Here is a 20,136-nt window from a genome sequence, read left to right on the forward strand (position 1 = left end):
ACGTCAAAGCAATTGGCTGGAACTGAGCGCCGATTCCGGCCACCATGGCGGCTCCGCCAAAACCAACCTCATCGCTGGAGTCCGCGTGCCGCAACAAACGCCTGATCTGCCCCCCGAACTGCGCCCGTTAAACGAAATGCCCTTGCTCAAGCGCCTTGCCGCGCGTTTGTTTGGCCATGGCCTCACGCGCCTGCGTGCGCAGCATCGGTTTTCGTGGCTGCACGGCCAGGCCGATGGCTTCCGCAGTGGGCATGAGGCGGGCGTCGAGTACGGTTATCGCGAGGGCAAGGCCGACGGCATCGAGGAAGGTCGGCAGGTGTTGCTGATCCGCGACTTTCGCCCTGAGGAGCACCGCGCCCCTGGCGTGGATGACAGTTTGTTCGACGACTGGCGCCTGCCACTCAGCGCCGAGGTAAAGAAGCGCATGAAGGCTGATGTGGCGCGCTTGCTGCCGGCCCATGCACAGCCAAGTGCGGCGCAGTGGAAGATGATCTTCAGCGACACACCGTCAACCTCAGTGATTGCTGGCGCGGGTGCCGGCAAGTCCACCTCGCTGGTGCTGCGGATCCTGTTGCTGACCCATTACTTGGGCTTTGAGCTGAGCTCGATGACCGTGGTGACGTTCACCCGCGAGTCGCGCAAGGACTTCATCAACAAGTTAATCGAAATTCTCCAATTGTGGGGCCAACCCCTTGGCTTTAAAGACGCTCAGGCGGTGGTGCGCACCTTTCACTCGCGCATTTTGCCGATGGTCCGCAGCCTGCCGGGGTTTGAGCGGCTGCAAGCCTTCGAAAACCTCAGCAGCGGCGTCGAGGACGCCGACAGCAATCCGTTCGACCTGCGCATCAGCGACGCTCAGCGCCAACAGATGAATGCCTGCTATCACCGGCTGCATGGCCGCCACGCGCGCTTCCGCGAGCTGATTGCGCCATTAGCGCGTCACGGCCTGCAACTCAAGGAACTGGAGCGCGACCACCCGGACGTCCAGAAGCGGGTGGCCGTGACCGAACTGGCCGCCAAGCGCGATGAAGAACTCTGCGATGTGATCGAGGACCTGTGGTTTCGCGCCGGCGCCTGGCCGATCAAGGGCATCGAGCCCAGCCGGCAGACGTTTGAAATCAATGGCGCGCACTTCCATTGCCACGGCTATATCGCGGAGCTGGATGCCTGGGTCGTGCTGGGCTTCGATTCGCGGGAAAACGCTCAGATCAGTCGGCCAAACGCGAAGCTATCGGTGCGCGCGGAGTGGGCGGTAAAGCGCACCTTGTTTCAAGCTTTCTGTCGCAAGCCTCTGATATGGTTGGATAGTTACGAATCTTCAAAGCGCCTTTTAAGCAGCTTGGCCGGTGACGCCGCCGCCGGACCCGGTTTTGATTACAAGGTGAAAGGTGAGCTGTCCTCGGCGCCGCTGTTGGACAGTTTTGTCATGGCCGCCGGGTTTATCGAGAACCTCGGGCTGGACGTACCGACGGCGGTTGGCCAAATGAGCTTCGCCAAGGATGACCCGGACCGCTTCTTCTTTGAAGCCCTGAGTATTTTCTGGAAGGCCCTGGAAGATCACCTGCTCGATCAATCGCCGCCGATCATGACCTACAACCGGATGTTCTCGCTGTTCGGCGAAAACACCCCGGAAAACCTCAAGTTGCTCAGCGACCCGCTGCTGCGGCCGATGTCGCACCTGATGATCGACGAGTTTCAGGACGTCTCACCGCAGATCGTCTCGTGGCTGCGGGCCAGCCTGCGCGAGATCCGTAGCCGTGGCCCGGCGATGCACGTAGGGCGTGGCGCACAACGCTCTTCCTTGCTGTGCGTGGGCGATGACTGGCAGTCGATCTATGGTTGGCGCGGTAGCTCGCCCAAGTACTTTATGGCGTTCAACACGGAATTCCCGTCGCCAAGCACCACCCGCGTGATGCTCAGTGAGAATTACCGCAGCCATCAGCACATCATCGACGCTGCCGAGCATATCGTGCGGGCCGCTCCGGCGATCCCCGGCAAGAAGGCCAAAGCCAGCGGCGAACCCAAGGTGCCGGTGGCGGTCACCGTGCAGGAGCGGGACGACGCGGCATTGGGCCGCCGGTTGCTGGAGCACTATCAAAACGGCCAATCCGTGTTAATGCTTTATCGAAAAAGTAGCGATAAGTTACTGATTCAAGAACATATTCAGTCTGTAGTTAATGTGGATTCTAGTTTGCCGCCACACGCGCGCCGGTTGAAGCAGCTGACCTATCACAGCGCCAAAGGCCTGCAAGCGGACGCGGTATTCCTGCTTGGGGATTGCCAGCACGTGACGAGTTCGCCGTATAAGAACCAGGTGTACCGCATGGCCGGCCTGGGCAATGAGGGTGACAGCGAACCGTATGACACCGCACAAAAAGACGAAGTGCTGCGTCTGGCCTATGTCGGGATTACCCGCGCGGTGAGCCATTGCTATTGGTATGTGGAGAAGCCGGAAGGCCAGGGCGTGAATGTGCCCAGGGCGTCAGAGCGAGTCGACGGCAAAAAAGCGTTTTTTGACGATCAGCGTAATCAGTAGCGCCACGCAGTGCGCCTGTGGGCGTCGGCAAGCCCACTCCCACAGGCGGGTGCATTGTGTTTGATCGGTGAGTTCAAGCCCGCAACGACAGCGGTGGCACGAAACTCTCCAGTTCATCCTCTACCGCCTCGATGATTCGCTCTACATCGGCGGCGTTCATCACCGTCGCGCAGGGGATGCCGGCAATCGCAATCAATGTCTCGCCGGTGCCACGGTCGAACAGGCGGGCAACCATACTGCCAGGGGCGTCCATGCTCCCCTCAAAGCCCATTGGATGAAAATGCCAGCGCATCAGCTGGCAGGCGTTGGGGAACGTCACTTTGTTCATGTTGCCCACCTTGTTCATTGAGCGCTTCCTTTAGCTCGCGGCAGGGGGCCAGGACCGTCACTGGTCATGGCATTGACGACCTTAAAAATAGCATCCGTTCGCACCCCGACGGTGAGTTTTTTGCGCCCGTTGGGCGGTTCTCGTCCATTAGGTTGATGTGGGTCATGTCCTGCCACAGCCCAGGCAAAAGGCCACTACTGAGAACGGCTGTTTGGCCATTGTCGGGCCGGTTAAAATTCGGCAATCTCAGTGGTTTATCCCTTACCGAGCCTGACATGCCCGACATCGCCCCCGACGATGCTTGCCAAAACACTCAAGCCACCGGCGAGCTGGTCTTGCGCCACCATTTGTGTTGGCGAAATCGTGACCTCGATGGCGTCATGGCCTACTACCACCCCGACATCCAGTACCACGACTTCTTCCAGAACCGCGTCGTCGGTTACGCCGAGTTGCGTGATTACCTGCAAGCCAGCATGCCTCGCGGCGCCGATGAGGCGATTGAACACACCGACCGTATCCGCGCCGACGGCGACACTGCCTTTATCCAGTACCGCATCACCTTGCGCGGCGGGCAGGGCCTGGTGTCGTTTCGCACCAGCGAAGCCATCACCGTGCGCGATGGGCTGATCTGGCGGGTCAATGAGTATGCGTCGCTGGTCCACGAGCAGCCCACCCAGGCCCTGCGCCCAACCGTCAGCCGCCTGGGCCTGTCACCCCAGCAGTTGGGGCATATGGCCAATGACCTGCAGCACTATTTCGACCTCAGGCAACCCTACCTGGACCCGGAACTGGATTTGCAGCGGGTGGCCAAGGAATGTGGCTACAGCCGCAATCAGATTTCTTACCTGTTGAATCAGGTGCTGGGGCAGAGCTTCTACCGCTACGTCAACCAGGCCCGGCTCCAGTATTTGCTGGCCGCGCTGGACGCCGCCGTGCCGCCGATTAAAGTCGATGACCTGGCATTCGCTGCCGGTTTCAATTCGCTGTCGGCGTTCTACAGTGCATTTCGCCAGCACACCGGCCAATCGCCCAAAGCCTACGTCAAACACATTTCCCTGCGTGCACGCACGCAAGACAGTTAGTAACAGCGCGCTCTAGGATCCAGCCTATCGAAACGAGGTTGGGGAATTTGGCATGCCGGCATGGCGCACTATCAGTTTATGGATGGACCAGTTGGACGACCCGCTGCATGCGCGGCCGTCGCTTGAGCACGACCTGGACGTCAATGTGGCCATCATCGGCGCCGGCTACACCGGCCTGTGGACCGCCTATTACCTGAAACGCCAGGCGCCTGAGTTGAACATCGCGATTATCGAAGCGCAGACCGCAGGCTTTGGTGCTTCGGGCCGCAACGGCGGCTGGCTGATGGGCAACTTGCTGGGTGAAGACCGCCTGCTGGCCGGGCTTTCACCGCCAGAGCGGCGTGCTTCATTTGACCTGCTGCACGGCATTCCCGATGAAGTGGCCCAGGTGCTGGCCCGCGAAGGCATCGACTGCGACTACCGCAAGGGCGGCGCTCTGTACTGCGCCGCGCGTTACCCCGAGCAAGAAGGCAGCCTGCGGCGTTACCTCGACACGCTGTATGCCCAAGGCCTGACCGAAGCCGACTATCGCTGGTTGAGCCCGCAGCAGTTGGCCGAACAGATCCGCATCGCCAAGCCTTACGGCGGGATCTACGCCCCCCATGTCGCGACCATCAACCCCGCCAAGCTAGTGCGCGGCCTGGCGAAGGTGGTGGAGGGCATGGGCGTCAAGATCTACGAAAACAGCCCGGTCACCCAATGGCAGTCCGGTAGCCTGCGCACCGCGAATGCCCGCGTGCGCGCAGCGTGGGTGGTGCCGGCGGTTGAGGGGTACGCCACCACCTTGCCGCCGTTGGGGCGCTATCAGTTGCCGGTACAAAGCTTGATTGTCGCCACCGAGCCGCTGCCCGCCAGCACCTGGGATGAAATCGGCTTGAGCCATGGCCAGGCGTTCGGCGAGAGTAGCCGCCAAGTCACCTATGGCCAGCGTTCAGCCGATAACCGCCTGGTATTCGGCGCCCGTGGCGGCTACCAGTTCGCCGGTAAGTTGCGCCACAACTTCGACCTGACCGACAGCGAAGTGGCGCTGCGTCGTTACCTGTTTGGCGAACTCTTCCCACAGCTTAAGAACGTAAAAATTACCCACTCCTGGGGCGGCAACCTCGGCATGTCGCGTCACTTCCGGCCGCACATGCTGTGCGACCACAAGACCGGCATCGCGCTGTCCGGCGGGTATGGCGGGGAGGGCGTAGGCGCCACCAACCTCGGCGGCCGCACCCTGGCCGATCTGATTCTCGGCCTCGACACCGCCTTGACCACGCAGCCCTGGGTGATCCGCGAGCGCGGCCTGGACGCACTCAAAGCCTGGGAGCCCGAGCCCTGCCGCTGGCTGGGTTACAACGCGATCATTCGCAGCTTTGTCCATGAAGACCAGGTGTTGGCCGACCCGACTACCGCCCCGTGGCGCCGCAAGCTGGCGACTGGCGTGGCCGGGTTCATGGAAAGCTTCATGCACTAAGACGTTTCACTCACAACGAGAAGACCCATGAGCATCACTCAATTCAAAGACGCGCTGAACGCCCACCTGCCGGACTCATCACCCGTGGCCGTGCCTTTGGGCGAGCCCATCGCCGTGGCCTCGACCTTGAGCGTGGAACGTAGCGACGGCGTCGAAACCGGCATCTGGGCATGCACCCCGGGCCGCTGGCGCCGACAAATCAAAGCCCAGGAGTTTTGCCACTTTATCCAGGGTCGCTGCACGTTCACCCCCGACAACGGTGCAGTCGTCCACCTACAAGCCGGCGATGCACTGATGTTGCCGGCCAACAGCACCGGAATCTGGGATATCCAGGAAACCGTGCGCAAGACCTACGTATTGATTCTGTAACGCTTTGATCCTTGATCGCCTGCCATAAAAACAGCCCTAAAACCGCCAGGAAATCGAACCATGAAAGCCATTGCCCTGTTGCCCTTGATGTTGGTGGCCACTATCAGCCAGGCCGCCGAGACCGTGAAGATCTACAACTGGTCGGACTACATCGCGCCGGACACCACCAAAAACTTCCAGAAAGAAACCGGCATCGGTTTCACCTACGACGTGTACGACAGCAACGAAACCCTCGACGGTAAGTTGATGACCGGCAAATCCGGCTACGACGTGGTGTTCCCGTCCAACCATTTCATGGCGCGGCAGATCCAGGGCGGCGCTCTGAAAAAGCTCGACAAAACTCAGTTGCCCAACTGGAAAAACCTCAACCCGGTGCTGCTCAAGGCCCTGGAAAACAACGACCCGGGCAATGCCCATGGCTTCCCATACCTGTGGGGCAGCACTGGCATTGGCTACAACATCGACAAGGTCAAGGCGGTACTCGGTGACAACGCGCCAGTGGATTCCTGGGACCTGATCTTCAAGCCGGAAAACATGGTCAAGCTGCAAAAATGCGGCGTGGCGATCCTCGACAATGGCCCGGAACTGCTGCCTGCGGCGTTGAACTACCTGGGCTTGCCGCACCACAGCAAAAAGGCCGAGGACTACAAAAAGGCTGAAGATTTGCTGATGAAAGTACGGCCATACGTGGCGTACTTCCATTCCTCGAAATACACCGCTGACCTGGCCAATGGCGACATCTGCGTAGCCGTCGGTTTCTCCGGCGACATCCTGCAGGCCGAAAGCCGCGCCAAGGAAGCCAAGAACGGCGTGAAGATCGGCTACAACATTCCCAAGGAAGGCGCCGCGATCTGGTTCGACATGGTCGCCATGCCCGCCGACGCACCGGATGAAAAGGCCGGCTATGCGTTCATGAACTACCTGCTGCGCCCGGAAGTCATGGCCAGCATCACCAACTACGTGCACTACGCCAACGGCAACGCGGCGGCTGACAGCCTGGTAGACCCGGCGATCAAAGCCGACACCAAGGTGTACCCGAGCCCGGAGATGATGGGCAAGTTGTTCGCGCTGGAGGCCATGCCGCTGAACATTGACCGGGTGCGTACGCGGGTGTGGAACACCATTCGTACCGGCCGCTGAATAATGCCCGCGCGCCATAAACGGTCGCTCAACGCTTGCCGATTAATCAGGGATTGTCCAGGTCATGCCCCAGCGACTGGATAAACAACGAAAACAGCTCCGGCTGTGACGAAATATCCAGCTTCGCGTACAGATGCCGCCGGTGCACCTTCACGGTGTCCGGCGAGATCTTCAGGCGCTCGGCCATGGCCTTGGACGAGAACCCGCGCAGCACCAGACGCGCGACTTCCAATTCACGCTCCGACAGCACGCCGCTGCCGAAGTGACTCAGCGCATCCCTGATCTGGCTGTCCATGGCCGGCGCCCGCTGGGTGCTTTGCTGCCAATGCTGCTGCATCAACGGCAGCAGCCACGCCGCCAATGTGGTCAGCAGCCCAGTCTCCTCAAACGTGAACCGGCGCTGCATGCCCAGCGACATTGACAAGGTGCCGGCGCCCGGCAGTTGCAGGATGACCTGCACCTCGTCTTCCAGCACGTTGTCGTGGAAGTAGCTGAGGAAATACTCACTCTGGCGAAAATGGTCCGGCGCGACTTCCTCCAGGCGGTACACGCCGCTGGCGTAGCCCTCGCGACAGGCCTGGTAAAACGGGTCGAGCAAATACAAGCCGTTGAGGTACACCAGCATCGACGCCGGTTTGCTGCTGGGCTGGGCGTCGTATTCCTCCAAGGCCTGGGGCGGACCCTCCAGCGGATAGAAAATCGCCAGGGCGTTATCGAACGGCAGGCATTGGTGCAGCAACAGCACCAGCTGCTTCCAGAACCGCTCGGTGCCGAGGTGTGCGACGGTACGGCCCAGCCCGGCGTGCATGCCGACCTCTCTGAACAGGCTCATGGATCAGGCTCCCGCCAGCAAAAGATCGGCCAAGGGTTCGGCTTTTAACGAGTACCGTCAAGGGGAGTACGCCAATAGGGGAATTGGCTGGCATAAACACAACGTTTAGTTTTGCCACTGTCCAGCGAGAAACATATCCCGCAAAAGCCCGACTTTTCGTTTCTGCCTCCTACCAAAAACAACGACAGAGGATAACGACATGAGTGCTTCCCCCGCGCCAGACGGCGTGCTCAAGCCAACGCTGAGTGTTTTCGATGTGGTGGCCATTACGGTTTCGGCGGTCACGCCGGCCAGCTCCGTCTTCGTGATTGCACCGTTTGCCATCCAGCAGGCGGGCAGTGGTGTGTTCCTGGCGTTTGTAATGGCGGCCTTGCTCGCGCTGATGTTCGCCTTCTGTTACGCCGAACTCGGTCGCGCCCATAACAGTGCCGGTGGTGAATATGTGTATGCCAAGCGCGTGTTTGGCGGCATGGCCGGTTACGCGACATTTCTGACGGTGCTGGTGATGCTGTTGTTTATCCCGCCGGTGTTGGCCACCGGTGCGGCGACGTACCTGAATAACGCGCTGGGCACACAGTTCGACTCGCAAACCGTCGCCCTGGTCATCGTGGTGTGCAGCTACGCGCTGGGCATCCTCAATATCAAGCTAAATGCCTGGATTACCGGCACCTGCCTGCTGTTGGAAGTGGCGGCGTTGCTGGTCATCGTGTGTATCGGCTTTGGCAACCCGGTGCAGCCGGCCAGCGTGCTGTTCCAGCCGCAGATCGTCGAAAATGGCGTACTGCACCTGGCGCCCTGGGCACTGGTGATTGGCGCCGTGGGCATCGGCCTGTTCTCGTTCAATGGGTATGGTCCTGCGGTATTGCTGGCCGAAGACATGAAATGCGGTGGCAAAGGCGTGCACAAGGCGGTGCTATGGTCGCTGGGCCTGGTGGTGGTGATCGAGCTGGTGCCGATCACCGCGCTGTTGATCGGCGCGCCGTCGCTGAGTGCGATGATCAGCAGCCCCGACCCGATTGGCTATCTGCTGACCAGCCACGGCAATGAAACCCTGTCACGCTTGGTCAGCGCCGGGATCTTCCTGTCGGTGTTCAACGCGATCGTCGCGATTGTGATCCAGATTGGTCGAGTGGTGTTCAGCAGCGGCCGTGATGCCCTGTGGACGCCGCGCATCAACGCGCTGTTCACGCGCATTCACCCGCGCTGGGATTCACCGTGGCTGGCGACGTTGTTCCTGGCGGTGCCTTCGGCGCTGTTGAGTTTCAGCTCGAACCTGGCCGACCTGACGTCCTTCAGTGTATTGCTGATCATGCTGGTGTACCTGGTGGTGGCGTTGAGCGCGCTGATGAGCCGGGTGCTGCTGCGCGATCGCGAGCATCCTTATCGCATGCCGTTCTGGCCACTGCCGGCATTGCTGGCGGTGCTGGGCGCCGGTTACCTGTTGGTGACCCTGATCGCGGCGGCGTCCGTGCGCGACATCATGATTATCATCGGCTTGCTGGCCGTGTCGGTGATTTTGTATTGCATCAGTGGCCGGTCGAGTCCGGCGTATCAGAAATTGTAAGGAGTGGGTATGCGTGCACGTCAATTGGGCATCACGTTGGGGCTGGGCACGCCTGGCGAATTGAATGCGATCACCGATGTTCCTGGCGTCCGGGTCGGCCACAGTACGCTCAACACCCGTATCGACGGCAAGCAGGTGCGCACTGGGGTCACCGTGATCCAGCCGCGCGCCGGCGAAGCCAGGCACCAGCCGTGTTTTGCCGGCTACCACGTGCTCAACGGCAACGGTGACGCCACCGGCCTTGAGTGGATCAGCGAGGCCGGTTTGTTGACCACGCCAATGGCCATCACCAACACCCATAGCATCGGCATCGTACGTGACACCCTGATCGCCCTGGAGCGCGAGCGCCTGGCGGACCCGGCGGTGTACTGGTGCATGCCGGTCGTGATGGAAACCTACGATGGCTTGCTCAACGATATCTGGGGCCAGCACGTCAAACCCGAGCACGTGCGCCAGGCGCTGGACACTGCCGAGAGCGGCCCGGTGCAGGAGGGCGCAGTGGGCGGCGGCACCGGCATGATCTGCCACGAGTTCAAGGGCGGCATCGGTACGGCGTCCCGCCGTTTGCCTGAAGCGCAGGGCGGCTGGACCGTGGGGGTATTGGTGCAGGCCAACCACGGCAAACGCCAGGAGCTGCGGGTGGATGGCTACCCGGTGGGCCGCCAGTTGATGGGCATTGCTTCACCGTTCGCCGAACGGGGCACCCCGGGCATGGGCTCCATTGTGGTGATTATCGCCACTGACGCACCGCTGCTGCCTCATCAATGCAAGCGCCTGGCGCAGCGCGCCGCCATCGGCATTGCCCGCACCGGTGGCGGCACCGAGGACTCCAGTGGCGACCTGTTCCTGGCCTTCGCCACCGGCAATCACGCGCTACCACCGGCGGATTACGCGCGCAAGGACCTGCCGCTGAGCACCGTGTTGCGCATGGTCAATAACGACCATATTTCGCCGTTGTTCAGCGCTGCGGCCGAGGCGGTGGAGGAGGCGATCATCAACGCCATGCTGGCCGGCCAGGACATGACCACCGATGACGGCGTCCAGGTGCCCGGGTTGGCGGGCGAGATGTTATTGGCGGCATTAGGCAAGTCGGGTTGGGGCATGTCCCGGTAATCGGGGACAGCGTTAATTAAATAGTCTAAGTAATGGCTCTTTAATGTCGCCAATGACACCGTGACAATATATTGGATCCATATTTCAAGTGCGCCGCGCAACTAGGGCGGCGCTCGGTCTATTTAATATTTAAATAACAGTGGCTGGCGATTTGCCTGCCAACAGCAATGCCGCCCAATAAATGCTACGCGCGACTTCTTTAAGTTGAATCTACGTCACATTTTCAGTTCGGAAATATTTGTAGACGAAAGATTTCAAGTTGTGTCAGTTTCGATACGCCTTCAAAAGAGGCGAGTGATAGGACGATCTCGCCCGCGAGGTTCCTATCGACCCAAGACTGATGCACTTGCAAACAAGGAAGTACGTTTATGTCAAAAGTAAAAGACAAAGCTATTGTTTCTGCCGCGCAAGCCAGCACTGCTTACTCGCAAATCGATAGCTTTAGCCATTTATACGACCGTGGCGGCAACCTCACGGTCAATGGCAAACCGTCCTATTCCGTGGACCAGGCAGCCACCCAGCTGCTGCGTGATGGCGCCGCGTATCGGGATTTTGATGGCAACGGCAAGATTGATCTGACCTACACCTTCCTCACCTCGGCTTCCTCGGCCACCATGAACAAACATGGCATCTCCGGGTTCAGCCAGTTCAACACCCAGCAGAAAGCACAGGCCGCGCTGGCCATGCAATCCTGGTCGGATGTTGCCAACGTGACCTTTACCGAAAAGGCCTCGGGCGGTGACGCACACATGACCTTCGGCAACTACAGCGGTGGCCAGGACGGCGCAGCCGCCTTCGCTTACCTGCCCGGCACCGGCGCAGGCTACGACGGCACTTCGTGGTACCTGACCAACAACAGCTACACGCCGAACAAGACGCCGGACTTGAACAACTATGGCCGGCAGACCCTGACCCACGAAATCGGCCACACCCTGGGCCTGGCTCACCCTGGCGACTACAACGCCGGGAATGGCAACCCGACCTACAACGACGCGACCTATGGACAGGACACGCGTGGCTACAGCGTCATGAGTTACTGGAGCGAGAGCAACACCAACCAGAACTTCAGTAAAGGCGGCGTCGAAGCTTATGCTTCGGGCCCGCTGATCGACGACATTGCCGCGATCCAGAAGCTCTACGGTGCCAACTACAGCACCCGCGCCGGCGACACCACCTACGGTTTCAACTCCAACACCGGGCGTGATTTCTACAGCGCCAAATCCAATGCCGACAAGCTGGTGTTTTCGGTATGGGACGGTGGCGGCAACGACACCCTGGATTTCTCGGGCTTTACCCAGAACCAGAAGATCAACCTCAATGAGACCTCGTTCTCCGACGTTGGCGGCCTGGTGGGCAACGTGTCCATTGCCAAGGGCGTTACCGTCGAGAACGCGTTCGGTGGTGCCGGCAACGACCTGATCATTGGTAACAACGCAGCCAACGTCATCAAGGGCGGTGCCGGCAACGACATCATCTACGGCGGTGGCGGTGCGGACCAACTGTGGGGTGGCGCCGGCAACGACACCTTCGTGTACGGTGCCAGTTCCGATTCCAAGCCGGGCGCTGCCGACAAGATCTTTGACTTCACCTCGGGTTCGGACAAGATCGACCTGTCCGGTATCACCAAAGGTGCAGGCTTGACCTTCGTCAACGCGTTCTCCGGGCATGCCGGCGACGCAGTGCTGAGTTATGCCTCGGGCACCAACCTGGGCACCTTGGCCGTGGACTTCTCCGGGCACGGCGTGGCGGATTTCCTCGTCACCACCGTTGGCCAGGCCGCTGTCAGCGACATCGTAGCGTGATGTAAAGCGCGCGGCGCTTCGGCGCCGCGCTCTAGGATGGAGCGAAAGATGCCGCGTTTTTCTCATTTGATTGCCTGTGCTTCACAGGTGTTGTTCGTTTCGGCAGGAGCCCACGCAATGGCGAGCAGTCTTGTTTTACCCACCACCGCGCAATTGGCCGGCCATTGGCAGCTGCACCAGCAGGATCGGGTGTGCGCGCTGGACTTGCTGGAGCAGGCCAATGCCCTGGCCGGTGATGTCACGTGTGTCACCGAATGGCTGGGCGAGAAACCCCTGACCTGGACGCCCACCCCGGACGGGATCTGGCTGATGAATGCCGAAGGCACGGGCATTACCCATTTGAACCGCCAGAAAGAAGGCGAATATAAAGGGCGCACCCCTTCAGGTGGGGAAGTTGTACTGCAACGAATACCTTAGTTAAAAAGTTATAAGCCTATAACTCGATTTTTATAGTTGGCCGCCCTTATTCAGGGGTTGGGTAACTATTGCGCGTCATTCGCTCACGGAAGATAAGAAGATATGGCGAAGTCCCATGCGGTTGCGCCCTTATTCAGGGCGTTGGGTGAATACAAGCGTATTTTGATCAGCATTGGCTGCTTCACGGCGTTGATTAACCTGTTGATGCTGGTGCCGTCGATTTACATGCTGCAAGTGTATGACCGAGTGCTGTCCTCCCAGAATGAAACCACCCTGGTGATGTTGACGCTGATGGTCGTCGGCTTCTTCGCGTTTATCGGCACCCTGGAAGTCGTGCGCAGTTTTATCGTGATTCGTATCGGCAGCCAGCTGGAGCGGCGATTCAACTTGCGCGTCTACAAGGCTGCGTTTGAACGCAACCTGCAACGGGGCCAGGGGCATGCCGGGCAATCACTGGGCGATTTGACGGTCATCCGCCAATTCATCACGGGGCCGGCGTTGTTCGCGTTTTTCGATGCGCCGTGGTTTCCCATCTACCTGTTCGTGATTTTCCTGTTCAACGTATGGCTCGGCGTGTTGGCCACTGCGGGCGCGGTGCTGCTGATCGCGTTGGCGTGCCTGAATGAATACCTGACCAAAAAACCGTTGGGCGAGGCGGGTGTGTTCTCCCAGCAGTCCACGCAGTTGGCGACCAGCCATTTGCACAACGCCGAAACGATCCAGGCCATGGGCATGCTCGGTGCGTTGCGCAAACGCTGGTTCGCCGTGCATTCGCAATTTCTCGGCTATCAGAACACCGCCAGCGATACCGGCTCGGTGATCACTTCGCTGAGCAAATCCCTGCGTTTGTGCCTGCAATCATTGGTGCTGGGGCTGGGCGCATTTTTGGTGATCAGGGGCGAGATGACCGCCGGGATGATGATTGCCGGCTCGATCCTCATGGGCCGTGTGCTCAGCCCCATCGACCAGTTGATTGCGGTGTGGAAGCAGTGGAGTTCGGCCAAATTGGCCTACCAGCGCCTCGACGAGTTGCTGCGCGAATTTCCACCGGAAGGCGCGCAGATGGCGTTGCCGGCGCCCAAGGGCCATGTCAGTTTCGAACACGTCAGCGCAGGCCCGCCGGGGCGGCGCCTGGCGACCTTGCATCAAGTCAGCTTTAACCTCGGCGCGGGCGAAGTGCTCGGCGTGCTCGGTGCGTCCGGTTCGGGCAAATCCACCCTGGCCCGTGTGCTGGTCGGCGTGTGGCCAACCCTGGCGGGCACTGTGCGCCTGGACGGCGCGGATATTCATCGCTGGGACCGCGACGACCTCGGCCCACATATCGGTTACTTGCCCCAGGACATCGAACTGTTCAGCGGCAGCATCGCCGACAACATCGCGCGCTTTCGCGATGCCGACCCTGAACGCGTGGTCAAGGCCGCGCAACAAGCCGGTGTCCATGAACTGATCCTGCGCCTACCCCAAGGCTACGACACCGTGCTTGGCGACAACGGCGGCGGCCTCTCCGGTGGCCAGAAACAACGCGTGGCGCTGGCGCGTGCGCTGTATGGCGGCCCGCGCTTGATCGTGCTGGATGAACCCAACTCCAACCTCGACACCGTCGGCGAAGCGGCATTGGCCAGCGCCATCGTGCAGATGAAAGCCCAGGGCAGCAGCGTGGTGCTGGTGACGCACCGTTCCTCGGCGCTGGCCCAGGCCGACAAGTTGCTGGTGCTCAACGAAGGGCGCCTGCAGGCGTTCGGGCCGAGCCAGGAAGTGCTGCGCGCCTTGTCGGGCCAGCAGGAAGCACCGCGAGAAAAGGCCGGCGTGAGCCTCAGCCGTCAGTACCAAGCCGGAAGGAATCCAGGCGCATGAGCAGCCTTATTGTTGAACCCCGTTTTGAACAGCGTGACGCCGGTTTCTTTGTCCGTATGGGCTGGTTGCTGACCCTGGTCGGCGCCGGTGGTTTTTTCCTCTGGGCCAGCCTGGCCCCGCTGGACCAGGGCATTCCGGTGCAAGGCACGGTGGTGGTGTCGGGCAAGCGCAAGGCGGTGCAAACCTTCAGCCCCGGCGTGGTCAGCCGGATCCTGGTGAAGGAGGGCGAGCTGGTCAAGCAGGGCCAGCCGCTGTTTCGCCTCGACCAGACCCAGAATCAGGCCGACGTGCAATCCCTGCAAGCCCAGTACCGCATGGCCTGGGCCAGTGTGGCGCGCTGGCAGAGTGAACGCGACAACCGCTCCAGCATTACCTTTCCTGCCGAGCTGAGCGCCGATCCGGATCCGGCGCTGGCGTTGGTGCTGGAAGGCCAGCGCCAACTGTTCAGCAGCCGCCGCGAAGCGTTTGCCCGCGAACAAGCCGGTATCCGCGCGAACATTGACGGCGCCACCTCACAGTTGAGTGGCATGCGTCGGGCCCGCAGCGACCTGACCGCCCAGGCGCAATCGCTGCGTGACCAACTGAGCAACCTGCAACCGTTGGCCGACAACGGCTACATCCCGCGTAACCGGCTTATGGAATACCAGCGCCAACTGTCCCAGGTGCAGCAAGACCTGGCGCAGAACACCGGCGAAAGCGGGCGTGTAGAGCAGGGCATCCTGGAGTCACGCCTGAAGTTGCAGCAGCACAGCGAGGAATATCAAAAGGAAGTCCGCAGCCAACTGGCCGATGCGCAACTGCGCAGCCTGACCCTTGAGCAGCAGCTCACCTCAGCGGGCTTCAACCTGCAACACAGCGAAATCAACGCGCCGGCCGATGGCATTGCGGTCAACCTTGGCGTGCACACCGAAGGTGCCGTGGTGCGGGCGGGCGAGACCCTGCTGGAAATCGTGCCGCAAGGCACGCGCCTGGAAGTCGAAGGGCATTTGCCGGTGCACCTGGTGGACAAAGTCGGCACGCACTTGCCGGTCGATATCCTCTTCACCGCCTTCAACCAGAGCCGCACGCCGCGCGTGCCGGGGGAAGTCAGCCTGATCTCCGCCGACCAGATGCTCGATGAAAAAACCGGCGCGCCGTATTACGTGCTGCGCACCACCGTGAGCGAGGTGGCGCTGGCGAAGTTGCATGGCCTGGTGATCAAGCCGGGCATGCCCGCCGAGATGTTCGTGCGCACGGGTGAGCGCTCGTTACTGAATTACCTGTTCAAGCCGCTGCTCGATCGCGCCGGCTCTGCGTTGACTGAGGAATGAGCATGAAGCCTGTGTTCCTCGCGTTGCTATTGAGCTGCACCAGTGCCCAGGCCGCCATGGGCCCGTTTGATGTCTACGAGCAGGCCCTGCGCAACGACCCGGTGTTTCTGGGGGCCATCAAGGAGCGCGACGCCGGCCTGGAAAACCGCACCATCGGCCGCGCCGGGCTGCTGCCCAGGCTGTCGTACAACTACAACAAGGGCCGCAACAACTCCAAAGCCACCTTGCCCGACGGGCGCGGCGGTAATTACCACGACAACCGCAACTACGACAGCTATGGCTCGACGCTCAGCTTGCAGCAGCCGCTGTTTGACTACGAAGCCTATGCCAACTATCGCAAGGGTGTGGCCCAGGCGCTGTTTGCCGATGAAAGCTTTCGCGACAAGAGCCAGGCGCTGCTGGTGCGGGTGCTGAGCTATTACACCCAGGCGCTGTTTGCCCAGGACCAGATCGACATTGCCCGCGCCAAAAAGAAGGCCTTCGAGCAGCAGTTCCAGCAGAACCGGCACCTGTTCCAGCAGGGCGAGGGCACCCGCACCGATATCCTCGAAGCCGAATCCCGTTACGAGCTGGCCACCGCCGAAGAAATCCAGGCGCTGGATGAACAAGACGCGTCGTTACGCGAGTTGGGCGCGTTGATCGGCGTGCAGAGCGTCAACATCAATGACCTGGCACCGCTGAACCAAAGCTTTACCGCCTTCACGTTGACCCCGGCCAATTACGACACCTGGCATGAGCTGGCGATCAGCAATAACCCCACGCTGGCCTCCCAGCGTCAGGCCGTCGAAGTCGCGCGCTATGAAGTGGAGCGCAACCGCGCCGGGCATCTGCCGAAGATCACCGCGTTTGCCAGTACACGCCAGCAGGAGTCCGACAGCGGCAACACCTACAACCAGCGCTACGACACCAACACCATCGGCGTCGAAGTGAGCCTGCCGCTGTATGCCGGTGGTGCCGTCTCGGCCTCCACCCGTCAGGCCAGTCGCAGCATGGAGCAGGCTGAGTACGAGCTGGAAGGCAAAACCCGCGAAACCCTGATTGAGCTGCGTCGCCAGTTCAGCGCCTGCCTGTCGGGGGTGAGCAAGTTGCGCGCCTATCAAAAAGCCCTGGCGTCGGCCGAGGCGCTGGTGGTGTCGACCAAGCAAAGCATCCTCGGCGGCGAGCGGGTCAACCTCGACGCGTTGAACGCCGAGCAGCAGTTGTACAGCACCCGTCGCGACCTGGCCCAGGCCCGGTATGACTACCTGATGGCCTGGACCAAATTGCACTACTACGCGGGCAACTTGCGCGACACCGACCTTGCGAAAGTCGATGAGGCCTTCGGCCCTGTGAAATGAGCACTTATAAAAACAATAAGGATGATTTAGATGATCACCGATTCACCGCGTTTCAAACCGTTTACTGCAGGCTCTTTGCTCCTGTTGTCCGTTGCGGCACAGGCGGCGTATACCGAGACCGGCCAAGCCGGTAACCCTGCCAGTTGGCGCTCCGCCGAATTCCAGAGCGACTGGGGCCTGGGGCGCATGAAGGCGGATGAAGCCTATGCCGCCGGCATCACCGGCAGCGGGGTCAAGGTCGGCGCGCTGGACTCAGGCTTCGATCCCAATCACCCCGAGGCCGCCAAAGACCGTTATCACGCCGTCACCGCCACAGGCACCTACGTCGATGGCCGCCCGTTCAGCACCACCGGTGCGCTCAACCCCAATAACGACTCCCACGGCACCCATGTCACCGGCACCATGGGTGCCGCGCGAGATGGCGCAGGCATGCACGGTGTGGCCTACAACGCGCAAATCTATGTGGGCAATACCAACGCCAACGACAGCTTCTTGTTTGGCCCGACGCCGGACCCCAAGTATTTCAAGACGGTGTACAGCGCGTTGGTGGATTCCGGTGTGCGGGCCATCAACAACAGCTGGGGCAGCCAGCCCAAGGACGTCAGCTACCAAACCCTCGGTGACCTGCACGCGGCTTACGCCCAGCACTACAACCAGGGCACGTGGCTGGATGCCGCAGTGGATGTGGCAAAGGCCGGCGTTATCAACGTGTTCAGTGCCGGTAACAGCGGTTATGCGAACGCGAGCGTGCGTTCGGCGTTGCCGTATTTCCAGCCGGAACTGGAAGGCCATTGGTTGGCGGTGTCGGGTTTGGACAAGGCGAATAACCAGAAATACAACAAGTGCGGGATCGCCAAATACTGGTGCATTTCCACCCCCGGCGCGCTGATCAACAGCACCATTCCCGACGGTGGATACGGGGTCAAATCCGGCACCTCGATGTCGGCACCGCATGCCACGGGCGCGCTGGCGCTGGTGATGGAGCGCTACCCGTACATGACCAATGAGCAGGCGTTGCAGGTGCTGTTGACCACTGCCACCCAGCTCGACGGTTCTATCACTCAAGCACCGAATACTATCGTGGGCTGGGGCGTGCCGGACCTCGGCCGGGCCATGCACGGGCCGGGGCAATTGCTTGGCCCGATGAATGTCAGCCTGGCCGCCGGGCAGGGCGATGTCTGGAGCAATGCAATCTCTGATCAGGCCTTGCTCCAGCGCCAGGCCGAGGACCGCGCCGAGCACAGCGCCTGGCAGCAAACCCTGGTCGACAAGGGCTGGCAAAACGGTGTGGGCGCGACCGCCAGCCAGCAGGACAAGACCGATTACGCCGTTGGCAACGCCCGCGACCAGGCCGCTGCAAACCGGGTATATGAAGGCAGCCTGATCAAATCCGGTGCCGGCAGCCTGGTACTCAGCGGCGACAGCACCTACCGTGGCGCGACCAGCGTTAATGGGGGGTTGTTGGCCGTGAATGGCGCGTTGACCTCGGCCGTGACCGTCAACACCAGCGGCACACTCGGCGGTTCCGGGCGTATCGGCGCCTTGTCGGTGAACAGCGGTGGCACGGTGGCACCGGGCAATTCCGTGGGCACTTTGCAGGTGGCCGGCGATGTGAACCTGGGCGCGGGCTCCATGTATGCGGTGGAACTGACCCCCACCAGCAGCGACCGCATTGTCGCGGGCGGCAAGGCCGTGCTGGGCGGCGGCACCGTAACCCTGGCGCTGGAAAACAGCCCGACGTTACTTAGCCAGAACCAGGTGCACAGCCTGATTGGCCGTCAATACACCATCCTCCAGGCTGCAGGTGGCATTCAGGGCCAGTTTGGCCAAGTGCTGCCGAATTACCTGTTCCTCGGCGGCACCCTCGATTACGCCGCCAACGGCGTGCAGTTGGACGTGGGGCGCAACAACGCTTCTTTCGCCAGCGTCGCCGCCACCCGCAACCAACGCAGCGTCGCGGCGGCGGCCGAGCAACTCGGCGCCGGTAACCCGGTGTATGAGAGCGTGTTGTTGTCGGACTCGGTCGCCACCGCCCGCCAAGGCTTGCAGCAACTGTCCGGTGAAATCTACCCGGCGATTGGCGCGATGCTGATCAACGACAGCCTGCAACTGCGCGACGCTGTCGGCGAGCGCCTGCGCCATGTGCCGGTGAACGGTGAAAGCAACCTGTGGCTCAAGGCGCTCGGCGCCTGGGGCAAGACCGACAGCCGCAGCGAAACGGCTGGCGCCAACACCTCGATCGGCGGCCTGCTGGCCGGTGTAGACGGTGCACTCGACGAGCAGACCCGTGTGGGTGTGGTTGCCGGCTACAGCGACAGCTCGCTGAATATGGGCAGCGGCACGCATTCGTCGGCGTCCATCGACAGTTACCACTTCGGTGCTTACGCCGGGCGTGAACTGGGCGACTGGCGCGTCAGTGTCGGCGGTGCCTACAGCTGGCATCGCGGCGATGTGAAGCGTGAGTTGCAATACGGCGAAGTCAGCGGCAAGCAAAAGACCAAGCTGGACGCGCGCACGGCCCAGCTGTTCACCGAAGCCGCGTACCGCCTTCACCTGCAACCGCTGGCGCTGGAGCCGTTCGCCAACCTGGCCTATGTGCACCTGGACAGTGACGCGTTCCACGAAAAAGGCGCTGCCGCAGCGCTTGAGCGTGGCAGCGATCGACGCGATGCCGTGCTCAGCACCCTCGGTCTGCGGGCGCTGAAAACCTTGCCTCTGAATGATCACCAGCAGCTTGAACTGTCCGGCTCCCTGGGCTGGCAGCACAGCCTGACGGCGGTTGATTCCGAAGAACACTTGGCGTTTGTCGCCGGCGGGCCGTCATTTGCCGTGCGCAGTTCGCCGTTGCTGCGCGATGCCGCACTGGTCGGTGTGCAGGCCAGCCTCGCGCTGAGCAAGGCCACACGGGTCAACCTGGATTACCACGGCCAGTTGGGTGGCCGCGAGAAAACCCAGGGCGTGGGGCTGAGCCTGAACTGGCAGTTCTAGACGGC

General features: G+C 61.3%; 15 protein-coding genes. 13 read left to right on the plus strand and 2 right to left on the minus strand.

The window, feature by feature from the left end; genetic code table 11:
• Positions 1 to 85: 85 nt before the first annotated feature.
• Entirely contained in the window at positions 86 to 2,536 is a 2,451-nt protein-coding gene (locus JFT85_RS01210; RefSeq protein ID WP_069551547.1) for a UvrD-helicase domain-containing protein, read from the plus strand.
• 73 nt (positions 2,537 to 2,609) lie between these two features.
• Here the strand turns inward: JFT85_RS01210 and JFT85_RS01215 are convergent, their stop codons facing one another.
• Complete coding sequence (locus JFT85_RS01215) at positions 2,610 to 2,882, minus strand: DUF1652 domain-containing protein (RefSeq protein WP_053256179.1); 273 nt, start codon at positions 2,880 to 2,882, stop codon at positions 2,610 to 2,612.
• A 257-nt stretch (positions 2,883 to 3,139) separates the two neighbouring features.
• On the opposite strand from JFT85_RS01215, the gene JFT85_RS01220 reads away from it, so the two are divergent.
• From JFT85_RS01220 to JFT85_RS01235, 4 genes are read left to right on the plus strand one after another with little or no spacing between them, the layout of a single operon-like run.
• Positions 3,140 to 3,946 (plus strand): helix-turn-helix transcriptional regulator, encoded by an 807-nt coding sequence (locus JFT85_RS01220; protein WP_073637556.1) that lies wholly within the window; start codon positions 3,140 to 3,142, stop codon positions 3,944 to 3,946.
• A 52-nt stretch (positions 3,947 to 3,998) separates the two neighbouring features.
• Positions 3,999 to 5,405 (plus strand): NAD(P)/FAD-dependent oxidoreductase, encoded by a 1,407-nt coding sequence (locus tag JFT85_RS01225; RefSeq protein WP_201228902.1) that lies wholly within the window; start codon positions 3,999 to 4,001, stop codon positions 5,403 to 5,405.
• A 27-nt stretch (positions 5,406 to 5,432) separates the two neighbouring features.
• Complete coding sequence (locus tag JFT85_RS01230) at positions 5,433 to 5,774, plus strand: cupin domain-containing protein (RefSeq protein WP_053256176.1); 342 nt, start codon at positions 5,433 to 5,435, stop codon at positions 5,772 to 5,774.
• Positions 5,775 to 5,834: 60 nt separating this feature from the next.
• Positions 5,835 to 6,914 (plus strand): polyamine ABC transporter substrate-binding protein, encoded by a 1,080-nt coding sequence (locus JFT85_RS01235; protein ID WP_069551549.1) that lies wholly within the window; start codon positions 5,835 to 5,837, stop codon positions 6,912 to 6,914.
• A gap of 46 nt (positions 6,915 to 6,960) precedes the next feature.
• Here JFT85_RS01235 and JFT85_RS01240 read toward each other — a convergent pair whose 3' ends face one another.
• The gene (locus JFT85_RS01240; RefSeq protein ID WP_053256174.1) at positions 6,961 to 7,746 is read right to left on the minus strand and encodes a helix-turn-helix transcriptional regulator; all 786 of its coding nucleotides are present in this window, start codon (positions 7,744 to 7,746) and stop codon (positions 6,961 to 6,963) included.
• 199 nt (positions 7,747 to 7,945) lie between these two features.
• Here JFT85_RS01240 and JFT85_RS01245 point away from each other — a divergent pair, with 199 nt between their 5' ends.
• The 8 genes from JFT85_RS01245 (at position 7,946) to eprS (ending at position 20,131) form a co-directional block, all read left to right on the plus strand.
• Positions 7,946 to 9,310: an APC family permease gene (locus JFT85_RS01245; protein ID WP_073637554.1), complete on the plus strand. Its 1,365-nt coding sequence runs from the start codon at positions 7,946 to 7,948 to the stop codon at positions 9,308 to 9,310.
• A gap of 9 nt (positions 9,311 to 9,319) precedes the next feature.
• The gene (locus JFT85_RS01250) at positions 9,320 to 10,423 is read left to right on the plus strand and encodes a DmpA family aminopeptidase (RefSeq protein ID WP_187601699.1); all 1,104 of its coding nucleotides are present in this window, start codon (positions 9,320 to 9,322) and stop codon (positions 10,421 to 10,423) included.
• 368 nt (positions 10,424 to 10,791) lie between these two features.
• Entirely contained in the window at positions 10,792 to 12,225 is a 1,434-nt protein-coding gene (locus tag JFT85_RS01255; RefSeq protein ID WP_053256171.1) for a serralysin family metalloprotease, read from the plus strand.
• Between the two features lie 48 nt (positions 12,226 to 12,273).
• Positions 12,274 to 12,642: a protease inhibitor Inh/omp19 family protein gene (locus tag JFT85_RS01260; protein WP_073637552.1), complete on the plus strand. Its 369-nt coding sequence runs from the start codon at positions 12,274 to 12,276 to the stop codon at positions 12,640 to 12,642.
• 102 nt (positions 12,643 to 12,744) lie between these two features.
• Positions 12,745 to 14,496: a type I secretion system permease/ATPase gene (locus tag JFT85_RS01265; protein WP_201228904.1), complete on the plus strand. Its 1,752-nt coding sequence runs from the start codon at positions 12,745 to 12,747 to the stop codon at positions 14,494 to 14,496.
• Positions 14,493 to 15,806 carry an HlyD family type I secretion periplasmic adaptor subunit gene (locus JFT85_RS01270; protein ID WP_069551553.1) on the plus strand — a complete coding sequence of 438 codons (1,314 nt, stop codon included), beginning with the start codon at positions 14,493 to 14,495 and terminating at the stop codon, positions 15,804 to 15,806. Before JFT85_RS01265 ends, JFT85_RS01270 begins: the two co-directional genes overlap by 4 nt.
• A gap of 2 nt (positions 15,807 to 15,808) precedes the next feature.
• Entirely contained in the window at positions 15,809 to 17,143 is a 1,335-nt protein-coding gene (locus JFT85_RS01275; protein ID WP_169875385.1) for a TolC family outer membrane protein, read from the plus strand.
• Between the two features lie 30 nt (positions 17,144 to 17,173).
• Positions 17,174 to 20,131 (plus strand): autotransporter serine peptidase EprS, encoded by a 2,958-nt coding sequence (gene eprS, locus JFT85_RS01280; protein ID WP_201228912.1) that lies wholly within the window; start codon positions 17,174 to 17,176, stop codon positions 20,129 to 20,131.
• The last annotated feature ends 5 nt before the right edge of the window (positions 20,132 to 20,136 follow it).

Source organism: Pseudomonas sp. TH04 (assembly GCF_016651355.1).
Taxonomy (GTDB): domain Bacteria; phylum Pseudomonadota; class Gammaproteobacteria; order Pseudomonadales; family Pseudomonadaceae; genus Aquipseudomonas; species Aquipseudomonas fluorescens.

Bases quoted from the DNA above. Each gene is read 5' to 3' on its own strand.
- JFT85_RS01215 (WP_053256179.1), bottom strand. From the start codon at position 2,882: ATGAACAAGGTGGGCAACATGAACAAAGTGACGTTCCCCAACGCCTGC.
- JFT85_RS01220 (WP_073637556.1), top strand. From the start codon at position 3,140: ATGCCCGACATCGCCCCCGACGATGCTTGCCAAAACACTCAAGCCACC.
- JFT85_RS01225 (WP_201228902.1), top strand. From the start codon at position 3,999: ATGCCGGCATGGCGCACTATCAGTTTATGGATGGACCAGTTGGACGAC.
- JFT85_RS01230 (WP_053256176.1), top strand. From the start codon at position 5,433: ATGAGCATCACTCAATTCAAAGACGCGCTGAACGCCCACCTGCCGGAC.
- JFT85_RS01235 (WP_069551549.1), top strand. From the start codon at position 5,835: ATGAAAGCCATTGCCCTGTTGCCCTTGATGTTGGTGGCCACTATCAGC.
- JFT85_RS01240 (WP_053256174.1), bottom strand. From the start codon at position 7,746: ATGAGCCTGTTCAGAGAGGTCGGCATGCACGCCGGGCTGGGCCGTACC.
- JFT85_RS01245 (WP_073637554.1), top strand. From the start codon at position 7,946: ATGAGTGCTTCCCCCGCGCCAGACGGCGTGCTCAAGCCAACGCTGAGT.
- JFT85_RS01250 (WP_187601699.1), top strand. From the start codon at position 9,320: ATGCGTGCACGTCAATTGGGCATCACGTTGGGGCTGGGCACGCCTGGC.
- JFT85_RS01255 (WP_053256171.1), top strand. From the start codon at position 10,792: ATGTCAAAAGTAAAAGACAAAGCTATTGTTTCTGCCGCGCAAGCCAGC.
- JFT85_RS01260 (WP_073637552.1), top strand. From the start codon at position 12,274: ATGCCGCGTTTTTCTCATTTGATTGCCTGTGCTTCACAGGTGTTGTTC.
- JFT85_RS01265 (WP_201228904.1), top strand. From the start codon at position 12,745: ATGGCGAAGTCCCATGCGGTTGCGCCCTTATTCAGGGCGTTGGGTGAA.
- JFT85_RS01270 (WP_069551553.1), top strand. From the start codon at position 14,493: ATGAGCAGCCTTATTGTTGAACCCCGTTTTGAACAGCGTGACGCCGGT.
- JFT85_RS01275 (WP_169875385.1), top strand. From the start codon at position 15,809: ATGAAGCCTGTGTTCCTCGCGTTGCTATTGAGCTGCACCAGTGCCCAG.
- eprS (WP_201228912.1), top strand. From the start codon at position 17,174: ATGATCACCGATTCACCGCGTTTCAAACCGTTTACTGCAGGCTCTTTG.